This window comes from Acetobacter malorum (genome assembly GCF_002153605.1).
Taxonomy (GTDB): Bacteria; Pseudomonadota; Alphaproteobacteria; order Acetobacterales; family Acetobacteraceae; genus Acetobacter; species Acetobacter malorum_A.
In genome coordinates this window covers 23,462-48,364 of sequence record NZ_JOPG01000009.1, presented here as the reverse complement: position 1 = coordinate 48,364, position 24,903 = coordinate 23,462, and the positions used below count along the sequence as shown (strand labels likewise).

The window sequence follows — 24,903 nt, the reverse complement described above, 5'->3', positions numbered from 1 at the left end:
AGTAGAAATCCCCCAAGCAAGCGAAAGCGCATGCGAGAAGAATGGGCATCATTTTACGAGCGAACTGGGGTGGTCGGGAAATTGGGACGGCTACCAGTGCATCTCCACGGGATACAAGGAAACTCCCCATGACTGACCCGAGGATTGAGGCGGCTCTTGAAGCCGCATGGAGCCATACGACACAATACGCTGGTGGCATGTCCTTTGCTCAGTATGAGGACAAAAGCCTATATGAGGCTAATGAGTTTCGCAGGGCTATCGTGGCTGCCCTCGCAGCGGCAGATGCAAGCGACCCCCTTACCAACATCAAAGGCGTGCTCTGGTGTGTCATTATAACCGGTCCGGACGAAGTTCATGCCGTGCAGGATTACGCGACAGGCGTTCGTAAGGCGCGTGAACTGAACGAGTGGCTGGCCCGAAACAATAAGCCGGATGATGGCGCTCCGGTGATCTACGCACTCGTTGATGAATGGCCATGGGACGAAGAATCACACGCTAAAGATTTAGTGCGGCAGGAGAAGGAAGAAGCCGCCATGCAAAACCGGCGCGAGGAAAGGCGCATCGCTGAGCTGGAGGACAGGAAGGATGGGTGAGACGCTGCCTGCTATTGCCCGCGTTGATGCTGGCGAGGTCGCGGCCATGCTGGGCGTGCCGAAGCGCACCATTCAGACTATGGCTCAGCGCGGTGAAATCCCAGCCGCAAAGGTAGGGCGTCGCTGGACCTTTAGCCGGGCAAGAATTCAAGACTGGATTACGGAAAGAGAAAACAAAAACCTATGTCGCAGCCTCCCAAAAAGCGAAATAAAGCACAAGCGCCAAAAAACTGCTTCCTTCGCGGAGAAATTTGGTGGGCAGAAATTGTTGTCGGTGGCAAGCGCCACAGAGAGAGCCTACGCACAACTGATGCACGGGAAGCTGAAAGACGCATAAAAGCCATCAGGACCAAGATCGAAAGGACGGCCATTGGCGTCCCCGACGAAGAGTCCTGGCAGGAGGCCGTGGTGCGGTGGGCAACTGAGGGTCTGTCAGGCGTGAAGCCCTCGGTCCGCACCCGCTACCTTTCCAGCATCCGTAATTTCAATGATCGGTTTGGCTCCCTCCTAATCGCTTCCATCGGGACACGCGAGATCGCTGAATGGGTGCGGAGCCGGAAAGCGACCAAGAAAGTAACCCGGCTGGAGTGCGGAGAGGAAATATCCAACTCCTCCATTCAGCGAGATTTGACAGCCCTTTCTCGCCTCATGAGCTTCTGCTGCTCTATAGGCTGGCGCACCGACAATCCCGTCCAGTCTTTCGACAGGACCATTCTGCGCGTACGTAGGCAGCCCAAGCGGCCCCCTACCCTGCAAGAGATCGACATTGTCATGCAGGCCGCGCCTGCGGGGGTAGCTGGCGTCCTTGGTATCCTCGCCACAACAGGGATGAGGCTGGCCGAGGCCGTAAACCTTGACCGTGATCAGGTGGATTCCCGTAAGCGCCAAATCCTGCTCACCAAGACCAAGACGAGCAGGCCCCGCGCCATTGCGTGGGCAACGCCCGGCGGCGACGCCACGGCCTATCTAGAGGCCGGCAACAAAGAGGGGCTGCTCTACCCGAGCGAAACCACCCAACTTGCCTATGCGAATTTCTCGTCCAATGTCGGACAGGTTCAGAGGCGCATCCTGAAAGAGAATCCGTTCTTCCAGCGTTTTGGGGTCCATGACCTACGCCATGCTTTTGCCGTGCGCTGGCTCAAGGCTGGAGGGAACATCTACCGACTTGCTCGCCATCTTGGGCACAGCAGCGTCAAAGTCACGGAGCAAAATTATCTTGGGTATTTGACGGTGGAAGAACAGGAGCGCGTCCAGTTCAGTTCCGAGCAGGGTGCGCTTGATTGAGCGCCTCCCCACAAAATCCCCCACAGAAAGACTTTTCCATGTGGGGAGATACCCCACAATAACCGTTAGATTATTTTGAAAATAAACCAGAGAAATCAGGGATTTATGTGGCGGAGGGGATGGGATTCGAACCCACGATACAGTTTAACCCGTATAACGATTTAGCAAACCGTCGCCTTCAGCCTCTCGGCCACCCCTCCGCAAGAAGAGTATGAAGTTTACACGACGTTTGCAGGGATGCTTTTAGGGGGTTCTGAGCGTTCCGTCAAACCCCCTAAAAGACTTATTTGCAGGTTATTTTAACGCTCTGCAAAATTTTATGCGCCAGACCGGGGAGCCTTAAGCGTCCAGTTTGGACTTAAGTGCTCCGTTCACCAGCGCGGGGTTTGCTTTCCCCTTGGTTTCCTTCATCACCTGCCCGACAAAGAATCCGAACAGCTTGTCCTTACCGGAGCGATATTCGGCCACTTTGTCTGCATGTTTGGTCATGACGGACTCGATGGCGGCATCAATCACACCGGTATCGGTCACCTGACGCAGACCTTTTTTCTCCACAATGGCTTCCGGGCCTTCACCCGTTTCCACCATGTCTTCAAACACCTCTTTGGCAATCTTGCCGTTGATGGTGCCATCTGCAATCAGGTCCAGCATCTTGCCCAGTGCGTCTGCGCTGACAGGGCTGGTTTCAATGGTCTTGCCGGTGCGGTTCAGGGCCGCGAACAGGTCCCCCGTTACCCAGGAAACAGCCAGCTTGCCGTCACGCCCTTTGGCCACGGTTTCATAGAAATCCGCCACAGACTGCTCGGCCACCAGAACGCCGGCATCATAGAACGGAATGCCATATTCAGACTGGAAGCGGGCACGCTTGGCGTCCGGCAGTTCCGGCAGAGCGGCCTTCAGTTCGTCCACCCATGCCTGCTCAATAACGAGCGGCAGCAGGTCCGGGTCCGGGAAGTAGCGGTAATCATGCGCGTCCTCTTTGGAGCGCATGGTACGGGTTTCACCACGGGCAGGGTCAAACAGGCGCGTTTCCTGATCAACCTCGCCACCGCTTTCCCAGATTTCAACCTGACGGGCGGCTTCCACCTCAATCGCCTGCATGACGAACCGGATGGAGTTAACGTTCTTGATCTCGCAGCGCGTACGGAACGGCTCCCCAGCTTTACGAACGGACACGTTCACGTCCGCACGCATGGAGCCTTCTTCCATGTTGCCGTCACAGGTGCCCAGATAGCGCAGGATCTGGCGCAGCTTGCGCAGATAGGCCCCGGCTTCTTCCGGTTCCCGGATGTCCGGCTCGCTCACAATTTCCATCAGCGCCACGCCAGACCGGTTGAGGTCCACCATGGACTTGGTGGGATCCTGATCGTGAATCAGCTTGCCCGCATCCTGCTCCATATGCAGCCGCGTAATGCCGATTTTCCGGATTTCACCGTTGGACAACTCAATGTCAATCGTGCCTTCACCCACAATCGGGTGGGCAAACTGGCTGATCTGGTAGCCCTGCGGAAGATCCGCATAGAAGTAGTTTTTCCGGTCAAACCGGCTTTCCAGATAGATGCGGGCGTTTAGCCCCAGCCCGGTCCGCACGGCCTGCGCCACACATTCTTTGTTGATCACCGGCAACATGCCGGGGAATGCGGCATCAACCAGACTGACCTGAGAGTTTGGCTCAGCCCCGAATGTGGTAGACGCCCCGGAGAACAGTTTGGATTTGCTGACAATCTGGGCGTGGACTTCCAGCCCCACCACAATTTCCCAACTGCCGGTTTTGCCTTCAATCACGTAGCTCATACGCCTGCCTCCGCATGCAGGGTGGGCTTGTGGGCAAAGCCCGCAGCCGCTTCCAGCGCGCCGCCAACGGACAGCACGGTTTCTTCATCAAAATGTCGGCCAATAATCTGCAATCCAAGCGGCAGACCTTTGGAATCCAGCCCCACCGGCACGGACAAAGCCGGAACCCCGGCCATGCTGGCAGGCACGGTGAAGATGTCGTTCAGATACATCTGCACGGGGTCATCCATATTCTCACCCTGCGCAAAGGCGGCACTCGGTGCGGTGGGGGTCAGCAGCACATCGACCTGTTCAAACGCCTGCACAAAGTCACGCTTGATGAGCGTGCGGACTTTCTGGGCTTTCAGGTAATAGGCATCGTAATACCCGGCGGACAGCACATAGGTGCCCATCAGGATACGGTTACGTACTTCCGGGCCGAAGCCTTCCGCACGAGTGCGTTCATAAACACCATCCAGCGTGGCCGCATCCTTACGCTCACCAAAGCGAATGCCGTCGTACCGCGCGAGGTTGGAGGAGCATTCTGCCGGAGCAATAATATAGTAAGTCGCCAGACCATATTTGGTGTGCGGCAAAGAGACATCGACCACTTCACACCCGGCCTCACGCAGCCAGGCAATGCCCTGCTCCCACATTTTGGCAATTTCTTCCGGCATGCCAGGCGCGCGATATTCTGCCGGAATACCAACCCGTAGTCCCTTCACGCTCTTGCCAACAGCCTTGGAAAATGCCGGCACCGGGCGGTTGGAGCTGGTGCTGTCTTTTTCATCAAAGCCAGCCATGGCTTCCAGCATCAGCCCGGCATCTGCCACGCTGCGCGTCATGGGGCCTGCCTGATCCAGAGAGCTTGCGAAGGCAATTGTGCCCCAGCGGCTGCATCGGCCGTAGGTCGGCTTCAGCCCGACGATCCCGCAGAATGCGGCAGGCTGACGAATGGACCCACCCGTATCCGTGCCGGTTGCGGCCAGTGCCAGACCAGCCGCCACAGCAGCCGCAGAGCCACCGGAAGAACCACCGGGCACTAGAGCCGCATCATCACCCTGACGTCTCCACGGGTTCAGCACAGAGCCGAACGCGGAGGTGATGTTGGCGGACCCCATGGCAAATTCATCGAGGTTGGTTTTGCCCAGAAAGACCGAACCGGCGTCCAGCAGGCGAGCCGTTACGCTGCTTTCATAAGGCGGCACAAAATTGGCCAGCATTTTGCTCGCCGCGGTGGTTTTTACACCCTTTGTGCAGAACAGATCCTTCACGCCAACCGGCAGACCGTCCATCAGGCGGGCTTCACCCTTGGTATAGCGGGCATCGGCGGCATCAGCAGCGGCCAGCACATCCTGCTCGGGCAGAACCGTAATATAGGCGTTCAGCTGCGTATTCAGGCGGCCAATGGCGTCCAGATGCGCCTGAGCAAGCTCACGGGCAGAAAATTTACGGGCTTCAAGCCCAGCACGCGCTTCGGTGAGCGTCAGTCCGGTCAGCATTATTCAACAACCTTGGGTACTGTATAGAAGGGGCCGGATTTTTCCGGCGCGCAGGAGAGGATGGCGTCCCGGCAGTTGCCGTCCGTCACCACATCGTCACGCTGGCGCAGGGCCTCTGTCTCGGTGCCCACCATGGGGGGCACGCCCTCAACATCCACCTCAGAGAGCTGATCAACCCAGCCCAGGATGCCATCCAGCTTCTGGCGGACGGTTTCAAGCTCCGCATCTTCAAGGCCGATGCGGGCCAGTTTTGCAATACGTCGGGTGGTCGCGAGGTCGAGCGACATGAAAGCAGACTCTCTTCAGCTATGGAGGAAAAAAGCCCTAGCATAATCGGGCGCAAGGCAACATACCGTGCAGACATGGCTCTGTTCAACCTTACCGACCTCGCCGCCACTCTGGCCCGTGAAGCGCGCCTGCTGGGCATTGACCCCGGCCGCAAACAGGTGGGGCTGGCGCTGTCCGATGTCTCACGCATGGTGGCGACCCCGCTGGAGACCGTCAAACGCGGCAAGCTGGGGGCCATGGCGGAGCATATCCGTGCGCTGGCGGCAAAGCACGGCATTGGCGGAATGGTGGTGGGCATCCCCCTCTCACTGGACGGCTCCTTTGGCCCAGCGGCACAGGCCAGCAAGGACTGGGCCTCTGCCCTCTCCGACCAGACCGGCCTGCCCGTCTGCCTGTGGGATGAACGGCTTTCCTCCTCCGCCGTTAATCGCATGCTGATTCAGGAAGCCGACCTTTCCCGCAGCAAACGCAATGAAGTCGTGGATCAACTGGCCGCCGCCTATATTCTGCAAGCAGCTCTGGATTGCCTGCCACGCACTTGAAACCTTCTAACGCTTCAATGCGTTATGGCCCCGGAACAGACAATGAGGTCGCGCCATGCCCCCGGCACGGGCCGATCTCACATTTGCCATAAAGCCACGGCAAGACATTTGTAACGTAGCAAAAGACGTATGGAGGCCATTTTAATGACGTTTGCGACATTCCGGATCGCCCTGACCACAATGCTGGGGGCTGCTGCCTTCACGCTCAGCCTGCCCGCAGCTCATGCTGAAGATCAGGACCCGGTGAATCGCGCGTGGAACAACACGCGTCAGGCCACAGATACGGCGTGGGATAAAACCAAGAACGGATCCGAAAAAGCCTGGAACAAGACCAAAGAGGGCACCAATAACGCCTGGGATAAAACCAAGAACGGAACCGAAAAAACCTGGGACAAGACAAAAGAAGGCACCAATAACGCCTGGGATAAAACCAAGAACGGGTCCGAAAAAGCTTGGGACAAGACCAAAGAGGGCACCAACAACGCTTGGGATAAAACCAAAAACGGGTCCGAAAAGGCGTGGGATAAGACCAAAGAGGGCACCAACAACGCCTGGGATAAAACCAAGAACGGAACCGAAAAGGTCTGGGACAAGACAAAAGAAGGCACTTCTGACGCCGCTAAATCCACCAAAAACTGGGGCAAGCGGACCGGTAAAGCCATTGGCAACTGGGGTGACAAGGCTGGCAAAGATATCAGCAACACCTTCTCTGGCGACAGCAAATAAGCGCTTGGTGTCAGGGGTTTTGGCCCCTGCGCTTTACAAAAAAGCCCTGTCCTCTTTTGGAGGCAGGGCTTTTTTTGTATGCAGCACAATAAACGAGCGGCTCCCTATGAACAGGCGCGACGAGCCCCACGCCGCTGCGCCACCCGTGCCCGGGCTGACGCGCGCATTTTGCGGACAATAGCTTTCAAAGCCAGCCAGTACGCCCAAAATGCTGTCATGATAGCCTCCCAATACTGTGATATCACAAAATAATTAACAATAATGGCTCCAGTATGACGGCCATTCTCCAAATAGTCACAAAACGTTTTCCCTACATTTCATGGAAACGTCACATCTTGTCCGGTTGAAGGGTGCTAGAACGCCGTCAGTTCCGCTCACAAACGGCAGAAGACATTTGCTATGAAACGCTCTCTGACTCCCGTCGGCACAACGCCCTCCAATGAAAAATGGCGTGAAGCCGTGCATGAAACACTCCGTAAAACCTTGCTCTACATCTGGGAACAACCGGATTACACACCCCTTCAGGCACGTCGGGACGCGCAGAAGAGCAAGAACTGCTCTGCCTCCCCGACTCTTGCTCTGGCCAGCCATACCGGAGGCTAACGCACCGGGTGCGGTAGAGTTGGGCAGTCAGGTTTAAAGAATTTCCAAACTCCCGCAGCATACCCTGCGTGACGACAGCTTTATCTGTCCGCTACTCCCCCATGTGGGGAACGAAAGACCTCTCCAGACGTCTCTATGCGAACATGCGTGGACTGGACGCAGTCTGAGAGAGGAGAAGTTTCAGATGCACCATTTATCCCGCATCACATTTGCAATTGGCAGTATCATGCTGATGGTTCTGGCAGTGCTTCTGGCTGCCTTTGGTATGTCAGGACTGGTACAAACCCTTCTGCACTCCTGGCAGGACGGCCAGAAGGCAGTGGTGCATGCCATTAGCTATGTCGTGATTTCCATGGCCGTCTTTGACGTTGCCAAATATTTCATGGAAGAAGAAGTTATTCTCTCTCGCGGCAAACAGACGCTGGGGGAAGCCCGCACCAGTCTGACAAAATTCATCACTTCCATCATTATTGCGGTTTTTGTGGAAGGGCTGGTGGGAATTTTTGAAACCAACAAGGAAAATCCGGTCACCATTCTCTACCCGGCATCCCTGCTGCTTGTCGCTACCGGCATTGTGCTCGCTCTTGGCATTTATCAGAGACTGAGTGTCACAGCAGAACGTGAAAAGAAGCAGGAAAATCTAACGGACTAACGCGCTGGAATGCGTCCCCAGCTTTTAACCAGTCCAGATGCAATTCTGCCGATGAGCCACACACGCGTGCTTCTCTTCCTGAAAATTTCTTCAGAAAATTCGCCAAATGTAATGGAAAATCACCGGTCAAAGATGGTGGGCGCAACAGGGATTGAACCTGTGACCCCTACCATGTCAAGGTAGTGCTCTACCGCTGAGCTATGCGCCCATCTTTGACCGTGGGCCGCGTTCTATCGCGCTTGCGTTCAAAGTGCAAGCCCTCAATGATGGTCCGATGAAAAATATTACGCATAGCCTGATTCACCGGGGTCTGGCCCGTGTTTTGCCGGGCGTGCCAGCCAGCGTTCCAGAGGGAGCAGACCGCGTGCAGGCGCCCTCCCCCGTGCGGGTGTCGGGCCAGCCTTTAACCCCCGTCGTGCTGGCCTCCCCCCATTCCGGGCGCTTTTACCCGGAGGCCTTTGTGCAGGAGAGTCGCCAGCCTCTTGCCATTCTGCGCAGTGGGGAAGACAGCTATGTGGAAGAACTGGCCGCTGAGGCGCACACGCTGGGGCCGATGCTGGTCCACGCGACTTTCCCGCGCGTCTTCTGTGACGTAAATCGGGCGGCATGGGATCTGGACCCGCGCATGTTCAACACACCGATTCCCGCCTTTGTACGCGCCACGCATCGGGGGCTTGCCGGTCTGGGGTCAGTCCCGCGCATTGTCGCGGATAACCGGCAGATTTATCGGACGCGCATGCCGTTTATGGAGGCGGCGCTCCGAATCCGGGATTACTGGATGCCGTATCATGCCGCTCTGGCAGCCGCCCTGCGCGAGACCCACGCGCAACATGGCACGGCCCTGCTGCTGGATCTGCACTCCATGCCGGACGCGCCAGAGGCCGGAAATCCGGATTTTGTTCTGGGTGACGTCCATGGCGCAAGTTGCGCCTCTGCTCTGGCTAACACAGCGGAAGTGATTTTGCAGGATCTGGGTTTTAAAACGTCCCGCAATACGCCCTATGCAGGGGGTTATATTACGCAGCATTATGGCCGCCCGCGTGAAGGACTACATGCCCTTCAGATCGAAATGCGTCGCAGCCTGTACATGGATGAAAAAACACGCGAAAAAAACGGTGATTTTTCCATCCTTAAACAGACCATTTCTCGGCTCACAGAGGGGATGATAGCAACACTACGCACGCGGGGCGCCCCGTAATCCCTAATCCTTTCCAGACAGGCGGTGTTTAAAACGCCTTCAGAAAGCGATCCGGGATTCTGTGCAGGTCACTTTCCCCACCGGCCTCCACAAGGCTGGCCAGATCAAGGTCGGCCAGAGAAGTTTCTGAACGTGTTGCCTGAAATTTTCTTAGAAAATTGATCATACTCCGGTCAGGCACCCGATGAGACACCCCATGCTTCAAAGTGCGGGCGCGGGCACTCCATTGCAAAGACCGCGTGACACCGAGGCGCTGGAGAAGGTGAGTCTGATCAGCATATTTCAGGTGGAACATCCATAACGCTGTGTCCAGCGTGGCGGGTTCTTCGCACTCATGGAACCCTGCCGTCCACGTCAGCGGCACAGAGGCAAGCAATGTCTTACAGGACCAGGACCGCACCGCTCCGTAAGGGCGCTGAGCCAGCACCGGTTTGTCCCATTGCACAGGCGGCAGGTCGAGCGCGTAATCGATGACATCCACCCCTACACACCGGATGGCGGTATGCTGAGCGCGGGCAACATAGTCACCCAGCGACCGGTAGCGCGCAGGGTCAGCAACCAGAAATTCATCACAATCGGTGAACAGAACGTAGTGATACGATTCCAGAAGTTTCTTCTGGAACGCTTCAATCTGCGCACAGCGATCAACTTCGTCCAGTTCTTCCCGTGGGATGGGAACAATCTGACATCCCGGCAAATCCGGCAGGCTGTCGCTTCCGTGATCCAGCACAAAAAGATTTCCGGCTCCGGCCTGCCTGCGATAATAATTCGCCCACAACGGCAACATGCGATCTTCATTATAGACCATCGTAAACACGGCCAGCGGCTGACGGGTATCACGCGCCTTAAGACCGAACAGTCGCCTGAAGAGGCGTTCCCCGGTGGCCCGTAATCGTGTCCATCCCGTCATCATCGTATCCTTCCCTTCTGGGTTTGACGGGCAATGTATCATATTGCCTCGAGTGTACCTTTGCCCAATGATACCCCAACCTCACAAACGGGTCCTTCTGGTGACTTTTGGCGACCAGAAAGACTGGGGTGTTTGCATCCCTCTCGCCTGCTCATCGTGCATGGCGTGACCCAACATTCTCTTGCAGGAGACGACAGGCCTATGACCGGATCATTGTTCACACCGCACATGCCTTTTCATAAAAAATCCTCTGGCATGGCAGCCCTGAGTCTTGCCCTGCTGGGTCTGGCCGCATGCCAGCCTGCTCCGGCCAGCACAGCACTTCCCCACGGCCTTACTCCCCCAGGCAGCACGCCAGCAGCCACCACAGAGACGCCCTCCGCAAGCTCCCCGCAGCGGAGCAAGCTGATTGGCATGGCCAACCCTGCCTCTGTCCACTGTGTAAACGCAGGCGGCAAACTGGAAATCCGCACCGGATCCTCTGGCGGACAATATGGCGTCTGCCACATGCCGGACGGCACCAGTTGTGAGGAATGGTCCTTCTTCCGCACTGGCCAGTGCAAAGCGGAAACGCTGCAAAACCGATAATGTTCTGCTCCGGGAGATATTGAAAAATTCTCCCGTTCATCTCATGTCTTAAATGATGCAGGAGGTGGCAGCGTTTGGCCTGAGGGCAAAGGCTGCTGCGCTCATGATGCAGTGTCACGCATGAATGCGGGGAATGAGATGACTGAAACAGCCACGGGCGCCACGCCCGCACAGGGCAGCGAAACACGGGAATTTAGCGCGGAAGTCGGGCGGCTGCTCGATCTTGTGGTGCATTCGCTCTACTCCGAGCGGGAAATTTTTCTGCGCGAGCTGGTAGCCAACGCGGCCGACGCCACGGACCGCCGTCGCTTTGAGGCGCTGACCGATGGCGCACGCGCCCTGCCGGAAGATGCCAAGATCCGCATCAACCCGGAAAAAGATGCCCGCCTGCTGACCATCAGCGATGATGGCGCTGGCATGAGCAAGGAAGAGCTGGTGTCCAATCTGGGCACCATTGCCAAGTCCGGCACCCGTGCCTTTGGCCAGAAGCTTGAAGATGCAAAACCGGAAGACCGCCCGAACCTGATCGGCCAGTTTGGCGTGGGCTTTTATGCCGCGTTCATGGTTGCCGATAAGGTGGATGTCGTCTCCCGCCGCGCTGGCTCGGGTGAAGCCTGGCGCTGGACGTCTGACGGCAAGGGCTCCTACACGCTGGAACCCGCCACGCGCGAGAAAGCCGGGACTGATATTACCCTGCACATCAAGGAAGATGCTGACGAGTTCCTTGATAGCTGGCGTCTGGAAGCCATTATCCGCAAATGGTCTGACCACATTGCCTGGCCTGTCACCATCATCAAGGATGGCAAGGAAGAAGCCGCCAACGAGGGCACAGCCCTGTGGCGCAAGCCGCGTAGCGAAATTACGGACGACCAGCTGAACGAGTTCTATCGTCACCTCACCCACAATTTCGATACACCGTGGGACACGCTGCACTGGCGCGCAGAAGGGACGATTGAATTCTCGGCCCTTCTGTTCATTCCGGGCAGCCGTCCATTTGAATTTGCCGAGCAGACGCGTGAGAGCCGGGTGCGCCTGCATGTCCGCCGCATGTTCATCACGGACGAAGCCGAGATCCTGCCCTCATGGCTGCGCTTTGTGCAGGGTGTGGTGGATACGGAAGATCTGCCGCTTAACGTCTCGCGTGAAATGCTTCAGGCCACCCCGGTTCTGGCCCGTATCCGCAAGGCCGTAACTGGCAAGGTGATGGGTGAACTGAAAACCCGCGCCAAGGACGAAGAAGCCTATGCCGGCTTCTGGGAAAACTTCGGCCCCGTGCTGAAGGAAGGCATGTGGGATGATCCGGCACACCGCACGGAAGTGGCGGCACTCAGCCGGTTCCGCTCCAGCGCGGTAGACGGCCTGACCTCTCTGGACGCTTACATCAGCCGCATGAAGCCTGAACAGGACGCCATTTACTATCTGACGGGCGACAACGCGGAAACACTGGCAGCTTCTCCGCAGATTGAGGGTTTCAAGGCCCGTGGAGTGGAAGTCCTGCTGCTGTCTGACGCAGTTGATTCCTTCTGGCCGGAACGTCTGGGCACGTATGAAGGCAAAGCGCTGCGCAATGTCGCACAGGGTCAGACGGACCTTGAGAAATTTGGTGCTCCGGCAGAAAGCGACGCTGAAAAAGCCGATATGGACACGCTGGTGCCCGCGCTGAAAACAGCTCTGGGTGACACAGTGTCCGACATCCGCGCCACAGACCGTCTGGTGAACAGCGCCATGGTGCTGACCGCGCCGGAAGGCGGCCCGGATCTGCAACTGCAAAAGCTGATGCAGCGGAGCGGCCAGAACTTGCCGTCCGTCACCCCCGTGCTGGAACTCAACCCCGCGCATCCGATTGTCCACCATCTGGCGGGCCTCGTAAAAGCCGGGAAGCCGGTTGATGCGCTGGCTCACATTCTGCTGGACGTCGCCAGCATCCAGAATGGTGAAACACCTAAGGATGTTAACGCCTTTTCCCGCAGGCTAATGGACTATCTGGCTGGCGGTGTTGAAACCAACAGCACGGCAGAACCTGCCAAAGACTGATCAGAAAACCGGCTCCTTCAAGAGAGGGAGCCGGTTTTTTTTATGCTTTAGAGGCTGGGGTTAGCCATCACGCTTTTTCACGCGGTTCCAGACCTCGTCCAGATACGCAACGGGCTCGTCCTGCATGGAGCGGCCCTCTTCCGCCAGACAGGCTTCAACCGCCTGAAAGCGCCGGGTAAACTTATCACAGGCCTGCCGCAGACAGGCTTCCGGGTCCAGATCCAGCCGCCGGGCCAGACTGGCGAGCGAGAAGAACACGTCTCCCAGTTCATCCTGCATTTTGGCACGGTCATTTGCCTGCATTTCTACGGCAAATTCTTCCATTTCCTCATGCACTTTGGCCACAACGCCCTGCACATCCGGCCAGTCGAACCCGACACGGGCCGCACGAGACGCAATTTTGGAAGCCCGAAGCAATGCGGGCAAAGCAGGCGGAATGCCCGCCAGCGCACTGGATTTCTGGCCCGGCACGGTCAGCTTCTGGCGTTCCTTTTCTTTCAACTGTTCCCACTGCCCCGGCATGGCCGCGGAGGTTGTCTGTCCGGAAGCGGGAGCAACGGCATCCCCCTGTGTGCCCAGCACATCCGGCCCGAACGTAACATGCGGGTGGCGGCGGATCATTTTTTCCGTAATCAGACGGGCGACGGTCGCAAAATCAAAATGCCCTTCCTCTTCCGCCAGACGGGCCTGATACACAACCTGCAACAGCAAATCGCCCAGCTCATCAGGGAAGGCCTGCCAGTCCTGCTTCTGGATGGCGTCCAGAACCTCATAGGCTTCTTCAATCGCATAGGGCGCAATAGTCTCGTGCGTCTGCTCCCGGTCCCATGGGCAGCCATGCTCTGGATCACGCAGGCGGGCCATCAGCGCGACAAGGCGCGTCAGTTCACGGGCCGCATCTGTCTGCCCGGCTGTTTCGGCCAGCGTGGGTGCCGCAGTGGCTGTATGTTTTGCAACCATAAGATCCCGTGTTCCCTTTCAATCCTTTGTGTTTTCCCTCAGCCGGTCCGCAGAGCTATGCTCTATGCAGCTTCCCCGCATGTCAGCCCTGCACCGGTATGGTGTTTTTCGCGCATCCCCCTTCCGCCACAAGGGACTTACCCCGTATATGCGGAAGCAGAGAGACCGAACAGCCCACGCGCCACAGAACCGGGTGCCGGGCGAAGACAGGGAGCCTCCCGTTATCCGGGTGGAGTATGAAGGCATGACACAGCAGCCCGTTATTTTTATCGATGGGGAAGCCGGAACCACCGGTCTGGGTATTCGGGACCGCCTGTCTGCCCTGCCCGTAAGCATCCATTCAGTTGACCCGGCCCACCGGAAGGACCCGACAGCCCGTAAGGACGCCATGGCCGCAGCAGATCTGGCTGTGCTGTGCCTGCCGGACGATGCCGCGCGCGAGGCTGTGGCTATGGCGGAAACGCTCGGCCAGAACGCCCCACGCATTCTGGACGCCAGCACGGCGTTCCGCACAGCACCCGGCTGGGTCTATGGTTTTCCGGAACTCTCACCGGCGCAGAGTGAGGCCATTCAGGGCGCACCCCGCGTTTCAAACCCCGGCTGCTACCCCACAGGAGCCATTGCCCTGCTGCGCCCGCTGATTGATGCGGGCATTATGGAGCCGCATTATCCTGTCTGCATCAATGCTGTCAGCGGGTATTCGGGCGGAGGCCGCGCCATGATTGAGGCGCATACGCGCGACGGTGGTCCGGCCTTTGAGCTCTATGGGCTTGGACTGGAACATAAGCATGTGCCGGAAATCCATTTGCATGCCGGGCTGACCCGTCGCCCGGTTTTTGTGCCGTCCGTCGGGCATTTTGCGCAGGGCATGATTGTCTCCATCCCGCTGCATCTGGATGACCTGAACGGCGGCGTAACGGGGGATGACCTGCACACCGCACTGGCTGGCCGCTATGCCGGGCAGGACCGGGTGCATGTTCTGTCCGCAGAACCCAAACTGTCTGCGGAAGCACTGGCTGGCCGTGACACTATGGAACTGCGTGTGCATGGCAACCCGCATTCCCGACAGGCTGTGCTGACAGCACGGCTGGATAACCTCGGCAAAGGCGCATCCGGGGCCGCCTTACAAAATATTGCCCTGATGCTCGGGCTGCCACAGGCCTGAGCCTTTCCTTAATCAATCGCTTTTAACAGGACTTTCTAAGCATGACACAACGCGTAGCACTGGTAACTGGCGGCAGCCGCGGCATTGGGGCCGCCATTGCGGAAACACTGGCCAAAGATGGCTTTGATATTGCTCTGACCTACGCCCGCAATGCAGACGCAGCAGAAGCCGCCGCCGCCAAAGTGCGGGCACTGGGCCGTAAAGCTCTGAGCATTCAGGCTGATGGCACGACGGTTGAAGGCAATCAGGCTGGCATTGCCGCAACGGTTAAAGAATTTGGCCGCATTGATACACTGGTCTGCAACGCTGGCACCTATCCCTATGGGCCCATTAGCGAAATGAGCGTGGCTCAGATTGAGCATGTGCTGAACCTGAATGTACGCGCCGTGATGGTGGAAACCATGGAAGCCGTGAAGCACATGAAGGAAGGCGGCCGCCTGATTTTCATCGGCTCCGCTTTTGGGGCACGCGCGCCCTTCCCCGGTATTTCACTCTATGCTGCCACCAAGGCTGCTCTGCGTGGTTTTGCACAAGGGGTTGCGCGGGATCTCGGCCCCAAAGGCATTACCGTGAATGTGGTGGAACCCGGCCCCATTGATACGGACATGAACCCCGCCACCGGGGATGTGGCAAAACTGATCAGCAGCTTTGTGGCAACGGGCAAATACGGCACAGTGCACGACATTGCCAACATGGTGTCCTTCCTTGCCAGCCCGAAGGCTGGTTACATCACCGGGGCGGCTCTGCCTGTGGATGGTGGTCTGGAAGCCTGATTTCCTGATCTGACACTCCTTTAAAAACCGGAAAAACATCGTTTTTTCCGGTTTTTTAGTATCTTTCGTTTGTTCATCACGCGCGTGAATTAACAAGACGCCTCAGGCAGTCTTACCGGGACCCTGCCAGCCGGACCAGAATGCGACCCCGGATCTCTCCGTCCAGCAAATCAGAAGCCGCTTTTTTGACCTCGGAAAGCGAAATTTCCGTAATAATGCCGTTCAGTTTTTCCGGATCAATCAGCTGCGCCAGTTGCTGCCAGGCTGCAAGGCGCTCCTCTTTGGGGCAGTGGACGCTATCAATCCCAACGAGTGTGACGCCGCGCAGAATGAACGGCGCAACCGTTGCAGGGAAGTCCATCCCGGCAGCAAGACCGCAAGCCGTCACCACCCCCTGATACTGCATGGATGCACACAAGGCGGCCAGCACAGCGCCCCCGGCAACATCCACAGCCCCGGCCCATTGGGCTTTTTCCAGCGGGCGGGTCAGGCGTAACAAAGCCTGTCGCGGCAGAATGTCCGTAGCTCCCAGTTCCCGCAAAGCGGGCTCTTCTTCGGGGTGGCCGGTAATGGCTGTCACCTGATAGCCCAACCGGTTCAGCAGCATCAGGGCAACACTGCCCACGCCACCGGAAGCCCCCGTCACCACAATCGGCCCACTTTTGGGCGTGACACCCTCCCGGATCAGGGCGCGTACGCACAACATGGCCGTATAACCGGCTGTTCCCAGCGCCATGGCCTGACGCGCACTCAGCGCAGAGGGCAGAGGGACCAGCCAGTCTCCCGGCACCCGTGCCCGTTCCGCCAGACCGCCCCAATGGCTTTCCCCTGCTCCCCAGCCATTCAGCACGACGTGCTGGCCTACAAACAGACCGGGGTGAGAAGACGCCTCAATCGTCCCGGCAAAATCAATACCCGGCACCATCGGGTAGGAGCGGACAATCGGCCCCTTGCCGGTTATAGCCAGCGCATCCTTGTAATTCAGGCTGGACCACTCCACCCGCACCGTGACATCGCCCTCCGGCAGTTGGTCCTCTGCCAGAGAATGCTCATGGACGACCTGATCTCCATCGGCGTTTTTTTCGATCAGCAAGGCTCGGAACATCGACTGTCTCCTTCAGCACTCCCAACGCCCCTCTTGCGCCGGAGATCATCCCCCTACGCCATTTTTGAGAAATCGCTGATCACAAAGACGCGGGCCGGCCCGGAGCTGCTCGGCCAAGTTTGGGAAAATAAATTAGGATTTTAAAAAGGCAGCAGATATAACCTTGTCCAATAAGCTATTTCTTATTGAACTCCGAGCGTGTCTTGATTCTTTTTCTTACCGGTTTTCTCGCCCTCTTTCTGCTGATTGCGGTCAGCATCCTGATTTCTCTCTCCGAGATTTCCTTTGCCGCCGCCCGTGATGTGCGGCTTCGGTCCCGGGCAGAAGCGGGCGATAAACGGGCACAGGCTTTTCTGGCGCTGCGGCGCAACAGTGGTCAGGTCATTACCGTTCTCCAGATCTGCCTGAACGGGGTTGGGATTCTGGGCGGTATTGTCAGTTCAGAAATGCTGTCCCCGCCCTGCGGAGACCTGCTGCGCTACTGGGGGCTGCCGGACGGACTGGCGGAAAAAACCGGCTCGGCCATCAGCTTCATTATGGTCACCGGCCTGTTCGTGCTGTTTGCCGACCTGTTGCCCAAACGTGTGGCCATGAACGCGCCGGACAAAGTGGCACTCTCCATTGGCTGGTTTCCCAAGCTGGCCCTGCGGGTGTTGTATCCGTTTGTGTGGATTTTTTCCAAGGTGTCTGACGCCGTTCTGCGCGCCATGAAAATCCCGGCAGCCTCCGCCGTGGAGCCGGTCACCCCGGAAGACCTGCGGGCCATTCTGGCCGCCGGCACCGCCTCTGGCGTGCTGCTGGAGCAGGAACACCAGATGATCCAGAACGTACTGGGCCTGCAGGACCGCTCGGTGACCTCCGCCATGACCCCGCGGGACGAGATTGTGTATCTGGACGTGCAGGACAATGCGGAGAACAATCACGAGAAGGTCCGAGCCAAACCGTATTCCCGTTACCCGCTGTGTGATGGCGGGCTGGATAAGGTGATTGGCTCCATCCGTGCGGAAGACGTTCTGGCCTCGGTTGTGGACCCGGCCAGCATTCCGGAGGGTCCGGCCCTGCGTGGCAACCCGATTTTCCGCATGCGGCGGGATGTGCTCTCCGTGCCGGAAACGCTCAACCTGTGGGACACACTGGCCCAGTTTGATACCCACGGTGTGGGCTTTGCCCTGATTGTGAATGAATACGGGCTGGTCGTCGGGTTGATTACCTTCAAGGACATCATGGGCGCGCTCATGGATGGTCTGGCTAATCCGTTTGAAGAGCAGGCTATTGTCCGGCGCGATGAAAATTCCTGGCTGATTGATGGCGCCGCCCCGATTGGCGACGTGATGCGGGAACTGCATATCATCGAACTGCCTGACAGTGCTCAGTTTGACACCATTGGCGGCTTTGTCATGCACCGCCTGCGCCGCATGGCCCGCAAGGCCGACCGCGTGGATGCCGGCGGATTCCGGTTTGAAGTCGTGGACGTGGAAGGCTTCCGCATCAACCAGTTGCTGGTCACCCGCCTGACCTGACTCGTCCCGCAGGCTTGTGCCCCTGTAAGAGCGGAGGCCATGCCTGCATTCTCCCGAAGCAGACCGCCTGTGCTATGCAGGCGCATGTTTCGTATCCGCTTTCTCTCCTGTATGTTTCTTTCCTGCTGCTTTGCGGGTCTCGCCGCGCCTTTAGGTGTTCGTGCTGAAACGGCCCGACCAGTTCCGGCCCCGGCTGCCTCTGGCGCTGTTCTGGAAAAAGTCCTGCTGGTCTCCCGGCATGGCATCCGCAGCCCGACCAAACCGCTCGCCACACTGGAAAAAAAGACAGGCCGCACATGGTCGGCCTGGCCTGTGCCGCCGGGGGAACTGACGGACCATGGCCGGGCAGATCTGGCCCTTATGGGGCAATTTCTCCAAAGCTGGTATGCGCCCCTCCTGCCGCAGGCCTCGGCACCCTGTGCCTCGGCCAGAGCAGTTTTTGTCTGGGCAGATTCTGCGGACACCCGTACACGCCAGAGCGGCGACATTCTCACCCATGCCCTGACGCAAGGCTGCACCAGCACGGCACAGAGTTTACCTGCCGGCCGGCATGATCCGCTATTTAATGCACTGGCCGCCGGGCGGGAGCATCGTGACCAGCAGCGCGTCATGCGGTCCCTCACGCGCGCTTTTCAAGAAGACACCGCACCGGGCAGGCCCGGAGCACAGGCTGCCTCTGCCCTGCAAGCCGTGTTTGCGCCCACTGGATGCCAGCAGCAGAAAGGCCCCTGCTTTTCTGCCCCGACTGTTCTGTCCTGGAAAAAAGGTCTGCCGCATGCGGAAGGCGGCCTGAACCTGAGCGCCTCGACTGCGGAAAACCTGCTGCTGGAATATGTGCAAGGTTTGCCTTCCACGGTTTTTGACGACGCACGAACTGCACCGGACAACAATGCCGCCAGAACACGCCAGCTTCTGGAGGTCGTGCTGCCCGCCCATGCTTTACAGAGTGACAGATTGAGACGCCTACCTGCCCTCGCCGTTCCACGTGGGCATGTTCTGGCTGAAACACTCCTCGTCGCGCTGGCAGAGCAGACTGTCGCGCTCCCGGATGGCTCCACACTCCCGCCGTCTGCCCGGCTGATCCTGTTTGCCGGGCATGACACAACGCTGGACATGCTGGCCACGCTCTTCGGGCTGGACTGGGCCTTTGCTGACCAGCCGGATCGCACCGCACCAGACACCACGCTGGCCTTTGAACTCTGGCGGCGGCCTGATGGGCAAAAGGACGTGTGCTTCCGGGTGTTCCACCAGTCTCTGGAGCAGCTACGGCAGACGCAGCCCATGAGCCGCCAGATCGGGCAAGGCGCGCCCCAGTTGCTCCACAGCCGGTTCTGCCCCGCCCCAGCACAGGCGGCCTGCACTGTGGAGGACCTGACCCTCAGCCTGAATAAGCTCAAAGAACAGGATCTATGATTTCTTGAAGAAGCCGCCAGAAAAGCCGTCAAAAGCCTCCCTCACGCGGTCTGTGAATTAAAAGATTTTCGCCCGTTCCAAAAAATGCCAGAATTGGGCGCTTAACGAGTATCCCATTTCTAACAAGAGTGTTTGTCATGAGCTTCAAAAAAGCGTCTCTCTTCCTTCTCCCGGCGCTTCTGCTGGCAGCCTGCGCAGAAACACCAATGGGCCCGACCGCCATGGTTCTGCCTGGCCCGGGTAAGGATTATGCCACCTTCCAGCAGGAACAGAATTTCTGCCGGTCTCAGGCCACTGCCGCTGTGCAGGGGCAGGCTGGTAGCCAGAATCGTAAAGCTCTTTATGGCGGTCTGGCTGCCACAGCGCTGGGCGCTGGTCTGGGTGCCGCAGCTGGCGGCGGTGCTGGTGCCGGTATTGGCGCCGGGGCTGGCGCGTTGGGTGGCGCGCTGGGCGGTGGTGCTTATTCCAACAACCGGAACGGTGACATTCAGACCCAGTATAACAATGCCTATGTGCAGTGCATGGTGGCTTACAAGAACGTCCTGCCCCGCTAAAAACGGCCGACATTCTCCTTACTGTGTGCGTTCAGGTGGTTCGCTTCGGCGGGCCACTTTTTTTATGCAAAGCACGGGTTTTCCTGCCCCGGCAGTGACGTAAAAGCTCTTGCCACACCCCGGCAACAGGTCGATGCTCCGCTGCATGAGCGCCTCTCCTTCTCTCCCCCGTATTGCCGCCCTTGTTCTGGCAGGTGGTACCGGCTCCCGCATGGGCGGGTGTGACAAACCCCTTCTCCCTCTTTCCGAAACCGGGACGGTTCTGGATAATGTGCTGGCAGCACTCCGCCCCCATTGCGCAGCACTTGCTATTAGCGCCAATGGGGATGCTTCCCGCTTTGCGGCATGGAACCTGCCGGTTCTGCCCGATACGCTCGCGGATAAAGGGCCTCTGGCTGGTATTCTGGAAGGGTTACGCTGGGCGGAAAGCCAGAATTGCTCAGTTCTGATCACCGTGCCGGGAGATACCCCTTTTATCCCGGTGGATCTGCCACAGCAGTTATTACCAGCCCCGGCTGTCGCGGTGTCGGATAACCGGCAGCATCATCTGGTTGCCAGCTGGCCCACCACGTGTCGTGCGGCGCTGGAAGACTGGCTTAGCCAGCCCGACCATAAAGACAAGCTGCGCATTCGCTGTTTTGCCGCAACGCTGGGTGTGCACGATGTTGTCTTTCCTGCGCGCACGCCTGATCTGTTTTTCAATATCAACACACCCGATGACTACGCTTATGCCCGCAAGGTGGCCGGTGGAGGCCTGACCCATGTCTGATTTTGTCATGACCCGCTGGCCTGTCGAGCGTTTTACGGATGAAGATGCAGAGACCACCACACTGGCCATTGCTGAGGAAACCCCCATCAGCTTTGTCTATAACAGCGTGCCTTATGCTGTGATGATGGGTACGCTTCAGGATCTTGAAGATTATGCTTATGGGTTTTCCATTACGGAACGCCTTGTATCTAATGCAGCATCCATCCGCAGTGTTCGGACGGAACTGGGGGACGATGGCGTTACCCTCTCACTGGATATCGCGGGGGAGGACTTTCGCCGTCTGCTTCAGTCCCGTCGCGCCATGACAGGCCGGACAGGCTGTGGTGTGTGTGGCAGTGAAGATCTGAAAAGTCTCCACACCGCCCTGCCCGCTGTACCGGCTATGCCCCCGGTGCCGCTGGCCGCCATACGGCAGGCTGTAAAAACGCTGGCGGACCATCAAACTCTGAACGCGCAGGTGCATATGGTGCATGGCGCGGCATGGTGTGGCGCAGATGGCAGGATCCACATGATACGTGAAGATGTGGGCCGCCATAACGCGCTGGATAAATTGATTGGTGCCGGTCTTCGTCAAAACGTCTGTTTTGCAGAGGGATTTTGCCTGATTACCAGCCGGTGTTCATTCGAGATGGTGCAAAAAGCCATTCTGGCAGGTTTCTCCACACTGGTCGCCATTTCCGCCCCCACCACGCGCGCCTTGCGTCTGGCGCAGGAGGCAGGCCTGACCATTGTGGCACTGGCACGGCGGTCTTCCCAGCATCTGTTTACAGGGGCTGTTGGCTAAAAATCTTTAACCAGACACTCTGTTTTATCCTGCTCCACACAGGATGGCGCACCATGAAAAACCCCTTTCAGACTAATCTGGAAGGGGTTTTTTCATCATATCAAAGCAAACTTTCTGAAAAGAGGCCGCTCAGACCTCCTTCAGAATGATGTTGGGACGGAGCTTAGAAGCCTGCCTGAATACGGGCGGCAACGGAGTTACCCGTGCGGCCATAAATGTTGGTGGCCTGCTCGCTACGAGACACGATGAAGTGGCTGTAATCGAGCATGAGGCGGAAGTGGCGGTTCGGATACCAGTTCAGACCACCCGTCCACACCGTCTGCTGGCCGCCGCGGATCACGTTCTTGGCGTTCGCGTCGTTCAGGCGGCTGTTCAGATCAATCACGCTGTAATGGCCGACAACTTCCAGCGCACCCCAGTGGTTACGGGCGGGATCAAATTCTTCAGCTTCCGGAACGCCCGGCGCACCAAAGGCCCCTTCTTTTTCATTATACAGACGCGGATTGCCGAACAGCGTATAGGCTGCGGACCCATACCAGCCCTGGAAGCCAGCAGACTTCAGGCCCGGCGCATCGCGCTGGACGCCAACGTGATAGTATTCACCCTTCACAATCAGGCGTTTCCAGCGGACACCCAGTTCCGGACCAGCTGCCCAGACCTGTGCCGCGTTGCTGATGCCACCGGTTGCTGCCAGATTGGCTTCCCCAATATCGAACTCAGGACGCTGACCAAAAGACGTCGAGCGAGAGCAGGACGTGGCTGATGTAGAGTTACACGCCAGACGGAATGCGGAAATACCGGATGCGCCCATGTGGACATCCCAGTCTTTCGTAGCAACCGGACGACCAGCAACACGCAGCGTCGCACCCGTCTGGCTGTCCATGGTCGTGCCGCTGCCGCCGCCGTAATAGGTGCTACTCATATCAGAGGCGTTGCGATGACCCCACTCCTGACCTGTGAAGTAACCTGCAATCCACCAGCGTTTTTCATAATGCAGACCACCAACACTGAAGCGAGCATCACCCGCAGCGATGTTACGCACCATGTCGGTGATGCTCGGACGTTCGAGCGTAAAGAAGTCGTTGGAGCTTTCGGAATCTTCTTCCGTCACACGCGGCTGGAAGTAACCAACCGTCAGGATGGTGTTATGCAGACCGGTGTAGTTCAGGTTGCCTTCATACAGGCCAACGTAACCATCGTTATGGTTTGCGCCAAAGTCAGGTGTGACGGCAGCAACCCAGTTTTTATAGCGGAAGGTGAACGGAATACGCAGGCGGCGCATGTTGGTGGTAAAGCTGTTGAAGGCGCCACGTCCTTCACCCGCACGCGGCCCGGAGTTGAAGAAGCCACCGAAATCCTCATGGAAGGCCAGACCGATGGACAGGCCATAAGCGCCATCTTCAGACGCCACCGTAAAGCGGCCCTTCGGGAAGCCGACGATCATGCCGCCGACATGCACGTTCTCATCACTCTTTGTGGCAGCGCGGAAAGATTTCCAGGACATGACATCGCCACGGTCCGATGTCGGGGTGCCTGCGTTGGCCAGATGGATGCGCGTCGCGGAGGCTGGCGGTTCATTAAACTGCACGCTCGGATCTACCGGGCCGGAGGCAATCTCATGATGGCTGGTGGCGCGACCGCCATGAGCTGATGCGGTGCTCATGCGGTCCTGCCTGCGCGAAACAGTTTCGGTCTTGGCCAGCCGGCTTTTAAGCGTGGTGATCTGCCCCATCATCTCTTTGCGCATCTGCGCCATTTCAAGGCGGAGAGCACGGATCTGTGCGTCTTCAGCAGATGATGCCATTGCGACAGGTGCCGCGCCACCCATCAGAAAAGAAGCAAACGCGAGAGATGAAATAACCGGTTTACAGCGCATCATTGCCATTCCAGAGGAGAGAAGATGAACGCTGAATATCCCGCCCAACGCCTTTTGTGCGTGATGGTTTCGTGATGCTTTCGTTACAGTTATATGACAGAAAAGGCGGACTGAATGACTCAGCCCGCCTTGCTTATAAAAAGACTTTTTTAAGAAGGAATTCTCAAAAAGTATTCTCAAAGGTATTTATAGAATAATAGAGTTTCTTATTTTGCAATTTTCCATGCAGACAGAATGCTGGTTTTCACAGACTGCGGCAGAGCCACATAGTCCAGCTTCTGCGCAGTGGCATCACCGTTTTCAAACGCCCAGCTGAAGAACTTATGCACGGCTTCACCGCGTGCAGCATTTTTCGGGGCAACCGGGGTCAGCACGTATGTGGCAGAAACGATCGGCCATGCGCCTTTACCCTGCGTGTCCAGCAGATTCACCGCAAAGTGAGAAGCGTGCTGCCAGTCGGCTGCTTCTGCGGCATGCGCAAAGCTGGCCTGGTTTGCGGCAACATCTTCACCCGCACGGTTGTGCAGCTTAACAGTCGTCAGATGGTTGCGGCTGGCATAGGCATATTCAACATAGCCAATAGCGCCTTCCGTATTCTGCACAGTTGCTGCAACGCCATCATTCCCGCGGGCACCCAGACCACCGGGCCAGGAGATGGACGTGCTTGCACCCAGAGAATCATGCCAGGAGGCAGAAGACCCGGACAGATAAGACGTGAAGACAAACGTGGTGCCGGAACCGTCTGCGCGGTGCACGGGGGCCACAGGCATGTCCGGCAGGGTCACACCCGGGTTCAGAGCAGCGATTTTCGGGTCATTCCATTCCGTGATTTCACCGGAATAAATACCAGCCAGCACCGCACCGCTCAGGCGCAGCGTGTCAGCTTTCATGCCCGGAATGTTAATGACGGGAACAATGCCGCCCATCACGGTCGGGAACTGAAAAAGACCGGCAGATTCAATCTTTTTCGCATCCATCGGTGCATCGGATGCCCCGAAATCAACCGTTCCTGCCAGAACCTGATTCTGCCCGGCGCTGGAGCCAACACTCTGATAGTTTACCGTGACGCCTGCGGCTGTCTTGGCGGTTTCACTCCAGGCTTCGTAAATCGGAGCGGCAAAGCTGGAACCCGCGCCAGTGACGCTTTCGGCCCGGGAGGCGCTCGGCAGTGCAGCGGTCAAGCACGTTGCAGCAAGCAGACACAGAGCAGGCCTGAAGGAAAGACGCATTTCGGTTTTATCCCTGGACATCATAAATAACGACGTAACTCGCCACGTCGGGGACAACCCTT

General features: G+C 57.9%; 25 protein-coding genes and 2 tRNA genes. 17 read left to right on the top strand and 10 right to left on the bottom strand.

Annotation, left to right across the window (positions count from 1 at the left end):
- Positions 1-128 precede the first annotated feature (128 nt).
- From HK23_RS04680 to HK23_RS04670, 3 genes are all read left to right on the top strand, one after another.
- Positions 129-593 (top strand): hypothetical protein, encoded by a 465-nt coding sequence (locus tag HK23_RS04680; RefSeq protein WP_086653067.1) that lies wholly within the window; start codon positions 129-131, stop codon positions 591-593.
- On the top strand, positions 586-930 hold the full coding sequence (locus HK23_RS04675) for a helix-turn-helix domain-containing protein (RefSeq protein ID WP_086653066.1): 345 nt from the start codon (positions 586-588) through the stop codon (positions 928-930). Before HK23_RS04680 ends, HK23_RS04675 begins: the two co-directional genes overlap by 8 nt.
- Positions 931-1,031: 101 nt before the next feature.
- Positions 1,032-1,877 (top strand): tyrosine-type recombinase/integrase, encoded by an 846-nt coding sequence (locus HK23_RS04670; protein ID WP_179193794.1) that lies wholly within the window; start codon positions 1,032-1,034, stop codon positions 1,875-1,877.
- A 108-nt stretch (positions 1,878-1,985) separates the two neighbouring features.
- On the opposite strand, the gene HK23_RS04665 is transcribed toward HK23_RS04670, so the two are convergent.
- The 4 genes from HK23_RS04665 to gatC all read right to left on the bottom strand — a co-directional run bounded on the left by HK23_RS04665 (position 1,986) and on the right by gatC (position 5,439).
- Positions 1,986-2,077: transfer RNA gene (locus HK23_RS04665), tRNA-Ser, on the bottom strand.
- Positions 2,078-2,216: 139 nt separating this feature from the next.
- Positions 2,217-3,671, bottom strand: coding sequence for an Asp-tRNA(Asn)/Glu-tRNA(Gln) amidotransferase subunit GatB (gene gatB, locus HK23_RS04660; RefSeq protein WP_086653064.1), 1,455 nt, complete (start codon positions 3,669-3,671; stop codon positions 2,217-2,219).
- A complete protein-coding gene (gatA, locus tag HK23_RS04655) occupies positions 3,668-5,152 on the bottom strand; it encodes an Asp-tRNA(Asn)/Glu-tRNA(Gln) amidotransferase subunit GatA (protein ID WP_086653063.1) in 1,485 nt (494 codons plus the stop codon). Before gatA ends, gatB begins: the two co-directional genes overlap by 4 nt.
- Positions 5,152-5,439, bottom strand: coding sequence for an Asp-tRNA(Asn)/Glu-tRNA(Gln) amidotransferase subunit GatC (gene gatC, locus HK23_RS04650; RefSeq protein WP_061490245.1), 288 nt, complete (start codon positions 5,437-5,439; stop codon positions 5,152-5,154). The genes gatA and gatC overlap by 1 nt, the downstream gene beginning before the upstream one ends.
- Positions 5,440-5,514: 75 nt before the next feature.
- On the opposite strand from gatC, the gene ruvX reads away from it, so the two are divergent.
- From ruvX to HK23_RS04630, 4 genes are all read left to right on the top strand, one after another.
- On the top strand, positions 5,515-5,982 hold the full coding sequence (gene ruvX, locus HK23_RS04645) for a Holliday junction resolvase RuvX (protein WP_086653146.1): 468 nt from the start codon (positions 5,515-5,517) through the stop codon (positions 5,980-5,982).
- A gap of 243 nt (positions 5,983-6,225) precedes the next feature.
- A complete protein-coding gene (locus HK23_RS04640; RefSeq protein WP_218777689.1) occupies positions 6,226-6,708 on the top strand; it encodes a Synuclein family protein in 483 nt (160 codons plus the stop codon).
- Positions 6,709-7,107: 399 nt separating this feature from the next.
- Complete coding sequence (locus HK23_RS04635; protein WP_086653062.1) at positions 7,108-7,311, top strand: hypothetical protein; 204 nt, start codon at positions 7,108-7,110, stop codon at positions 7,309-7,311.
- Between the two features lie 184 nt (positions 7,312-7,495).
- Entirely contained in the window at positions 7,496-7,963 is a 468-nt protein-coding gene (locus HK23_RS04630; RefSeq protein WP_086653061.1) for a hypothetical protein, read from the top strand.
- Positions 7,964-8,096: 133 nt separating this feature from the next.
- Here HK23_RS04630 and HK23_RS04625 read toward each other — a convergent pair.
- Positions 8,097-8,171: transfer RNA gene (locus tag HK23_RS04625), tRNA-Val, on the bottom strand.
- Between the two features lie 66 nt (positions 8,172-8,237).
- On the opposite strand from HK23_RS04625, the gene HK23_RS04620 reads away from it, so the two are divergent.
- Positions 8,238-9,161: an N-formylglutamate amidohydrolase gene (locus tag HK23_RS04620; RefSeq protein WP_086653060.1), complete on the top strand. Its 924-nt coding sequence runs from the start codon at positions 8,238-8,240 to the stop codon at positions 9,159-9,161.
- Between the two features lie 28 nt (positions 9,162-9,189).
- On the opposite strand, the gene HK23_RS04615 is transcribed toward HK23_RS04620, so the two are convergent.
- A complete protein-coding gene (locus HK23_RS04615) occupies positions 9,190-10,071 on the bottom strand; it encodes a glycosyltransferase family 2 protein (RefSeq protein WP_218777688.1) in 882 nt (293 codons plus the stop codon).
- A gap of 201 nt (positions 10,072-10,272) precedes the next feature.
- Here HK23_RS04615 and HK23_RS04610 point away from each other — a divergent pair, with 201 nt between their 5' ends.
- Both HK23_RS04610 and htpG read left to right on the top strand, forming a co-directional pair.
- Entirely contained in the window at positions 10,273-10,659 is a 387-nt protein-coding gene (locus HK23_RS04610) for a putative hemolysin (protein ID WP_256940076.1), read from the top strand.
- 138 nt (positions 10,660-10,797) lie between these two features.
- A complete protein-coding gene (gene htpG, locus HK23_RS04605; RefSeq protein WP_086653144.1) occupies positions 10,798-12,693 on the top strand; it encodes a molecular chaperone HtpG in 1,896 nt (631 codons plus the stop codon).
- A 60-nt stretch (positions 12,694-12,753) separates the two neighbouring features.
- Here htpG and mazG read toward each other — a convergent pair whose 3' ends face one another.
- Positions 12,754-13,653 (bottom strand): nucleoside triphosphate pyrophosphohydrolase, encoded by a 900-nt coding sequence (gene mazG / locus HK23_RS04600; protein ID WP_086653058.1) that lies wholly within the window; start codon positions 13,651-13,653, stop codon positions 12,754-12,756.
- 244 nt (positions 13,654-13,897) lie between these two features.
- Between mazG and argC the strand changes: the two genes are divergently transcribed.
- Together argC and HK23_RS04590 are read left to right on the top strand one after the other, a co-directional pair.
- Positions 13,898-14,818, top strand: coding sequence for an N-acetyl-gamma-glutamyl-phosphate reductase (gene argC, locus HK23_RS04595; RefSeq protein ID WP_086653143.1), 921 nt, complete (start codon positions 13,898-13,900; stop codon positions 14,816-14,818).
- A gap of 41 nt (positions 14,819-14,859) precedes the next feature.
- Complete coding sequence (locus HK23_RS04590) at positions 14,860-15,591, top strand: SDR family NAD(P)-dependent oxidoreductase (RefSeq protein WP_063907640.1); 732 nt, start codon at positions 14,860-14,862, stop codon at positions 15,589-15,591.
- 112 nt (positions 15,592-15,703) lie between these two features.
- Here the strand turns inward: HK23_RS04590 and acuI are convergent, their stop codons facing one another.
- On the bottom strand, positions 15,704-16,696 hold the full coding sequence (gene acuI, locus HK23_RS04585; protein WP_086653057.1) for an acrylyl-CoA reductase (NADPH): 993 nt from the start codon (positions 16,694-16,696) through the stop codon (positions 15,704-15,706).
- Positions 16,697-16,899: 203 nt separating this feature from the next.
- On the opposite strand from acuI, the gene HK23_RS04580 reads away from it, so the two are divergent.
- The 5 genes from HK23_RS04580 to fdhD all read left to right on the top strand — a co-directional run bounded on the left by HK23_RS04580 (position 16,900) and on the right by fdhD (position 21,736).
- Positions 16,900-18,216, top strand: coding sequence for a hemolysin family protein (locus HK23_RS04580; RefSeq protein ID WP_062142055.1), 1,317 nt, complete (start codon positions 16,900-16,902; stop codon positions 18,214-18,216).
- Positions 18,217-18,300: 84 nt separating this feature from the next.
- Positions 18,301-19,629, top strand: coding sequence for a histidine-type phosphatase (locus tag HK23_RS04575; protein ID WP_086653056.1), 1,329 nt, complete (start codon positions 18,301-18,303; stop codon positions 19,627-19,629).
- 137 nt (positions 19,630-19,766) lie between these two features.
- Positions 19,767-20,183, top strand: coding sequence for a glycine zipper family protein (locus HK23_RS04570; protein ID WP_086653055.1), 417 nt, complete (start codon positions 19,767-19,769; stop codon positions 20,181-20,183).
- A 145-nt stretch (positions 20,184-20,328) separates the two neighbouring features.
- Entirely contained in the window at positions 20,329-20,952 is a 624-nt protein-coding gene (gene mobA / locus HK23_RS04565) for a molybdenum cofactor guanylyltransferase (protein ID WP_086653054.1), read from the top strand.
- Positions 20,945-21,736 (top strand): formate dehydrogenase accessory sulfurtransferase FdhD, encoded by a 792-nt coding sequence (gene fdhD / locus HK23_RS04560; RefSeq protein WP_256940075.1) that lies wholly within the window; start codon positions 20,945-20,947, stop codon positions 21,734-21,736. The genes mobA and fdhD overlap by 8 nt, the downstream gene beginning before the upstream one ends.
- Before the next feature lie 163 nt (positions 21,737-21,899).
- On the opposite strand, the gene HK23_RS04555 is transcribed toward fdhD, so the two are convergent.
- Both HK23_RS04555 and pstS read right to left on the bottom strand, forming a co-directional pair.
- Entirely contained in the window at positions 21,900-23,621 is a 1,722-nt protein-coding gene (locus HK23_RS04555; RefSeq protein ID WP_086653053.1) for a porin, read from the bottom strand.
- A gap of 197 nt (positions 23,622-23,818) precedes the next feature.
- A complete protein-coding gene (pstS, locus tag HK23_RS04550; RefSeq protein WP_086653141.1) occupies positions 23,819-24,841 on the bottom strand; it encodes a phosphate ABC transporter substrate-binding protein PstS in 1,023 nt (340 codons plus the stop codon).
- Positions 24,842-24,903 lie beyond the last annotated feature (62 nt).

Excerpts from the sequence above, each read along its gene's own strand:
- HK23_RS04680 (WP_086653067.1), top strand. The coding sequence starts at position 129 with ATGACTGACCCGAGGATTGAGGCGGCTCTTGAAGCCGCATGGAGCCAT.
- HK23_RS04675 (WP_086653066.1), top strand. The coding sequence starts at position 586 with ATGGGTGAGACGCTGCCTGCTATTGCCCGCGTTGATGCTGGCGAGGTC.
- gatB (WP_086653064.1), bottom strand. The coding sequence starts at position 3,671 with ATGAGCTACGTGATTGAAGGCAAAACCGGCAGTTGGGAAATTGTGGTG.
- gatA (WP_086653063.1), bottom strand. The coding sequence starts at position 5,152 with ATGCTGACCGGACTGACGCTCACCGAAGCGCGTGCTGGGCTTGAAGCC.
- gatC (WP_061490245.1), bottom strand. The coding sequence starts at position 5,439 with ATGTCGCTCGACCTCGCGACCACCCGACGTATTGCAAAACTGGCCCGC.
- ruvX (WP_086653146.1), top strand. The coding sequence starts at position 5,515 with ATGGCTCTGTTCAACCTTACCGACCTCGCCGCCACTCTGGCCCGTGAA.
- HK23_RS04635 (WP_086653062.1), top strand. The coding sequence starts at position 7,108 with ATGAAACGCTCTCTGACTCCCGTCGGCACAACGCCCTCCAATGAAAAA.
- HK23_RS04630 (WP_086653061.1), top strand. The coding sequence starts at position 7,496 with ATGCACCATTTATCCCGCATCACATTTGCAATTGGCAGTATCATGCTG.
- HK23_RS04620 (WP_086653060.1), top strand. The coding sequence starts at position 8,238 with ATGAAAAATATTACGCATAGCCTGATTCACCGGGGTCTGGCCCGTGTT.
- HK23_RS04615 (WP_218777688.1), bottom strand. The coding sequence starts at position 10,071 with ATGACGGGATGGACACGATTACGGGCCACCGGGGAACGCCTCTTCAGG.
- HK23_RS04610 (WP_256940076.1), top strand. The coding sequence starts at position 10,273 with ATGACCGGATCATTGTTCACACCGCACATGCCTTTTCATAAAAAATCC.
- htpG (WP_086653144.1), top strand. The coding sequence starts at position 10,798 with ATGACTGAAACAGCCACGGGCGCCACGCCCGCACAGGGCAGCGAAACA.
- mazG (WP_086653058.1), bottom strand. The coding sequence starts at position 13,653 with ATGGTTGCAAAACATACAGCCACTGCGGCACCCACGCTGGCCGAAACA.
- argC (WP_086653143.1), top strand. The coding sequence starts at position 13,898 with ATGACACAGCAGCCCGTTATTTTTATCGATGGGGAAGCCGGAACCACC.
- HK23_RS04590 (WP_063907640.1), top strand. The coding sequence starts at position 14,860 with ATGACACAACGCGTAGCACTGGTAACTGGCGGCAGCCGCGGCATTGGG.
- acuI (WP_086653057.1), bottom strand. The coding sequence starts at position 16,696 with ATGTTCCGAGCCTTGCTGATCGAAAAAAACGCCGATGGAGATCAGGTC.
- HK23_RS04575 (WP_086653056.1), top strand. The coding sequence starts at position 18,301 with ATGTTTCGTATCCGCTTTCTCTCCTGTATGTTTCTTTCCTGCTGCTTT.
- HK23_RS04570 (WP_086653055.1), top strand. The coding sequence starts at position 19,767 with ATGAGCTTCAAAAAAGCGTCTCTCTTCCTTCTCCCGGCGCTTCTGCTG.
- mobA (WP_086653054.1), top strand. The coding sequence starts at position 20,329 with ATGAGCGCCTCTCCTTCTCTCCCCCGTATTGCCGCCCTTGTTCTGGCA.
- fdhD (WP_256940075.1), top strand. The coding sequence starts at position 20,945 with ATGTCTGATTTTGTCATGACCCGCTGGCCTGTCGAGCGTTTTACGGAT.
- HK23_RS04555 (WP_086653053.1), bottom strand. The coding sequence starts at position 23,621 with ATGGCAATGATGCGCTGTAAACCGGTTATTTCATCTCTCGCGTTTGCT.
- pstS (WP_086653141.1), bottom strand. The coding sequence starts at position 24,841 with ATGCGTCTTTCCTTCAGGCCTGCTCTGTGTCTGCTTGCTGCAACGTGC.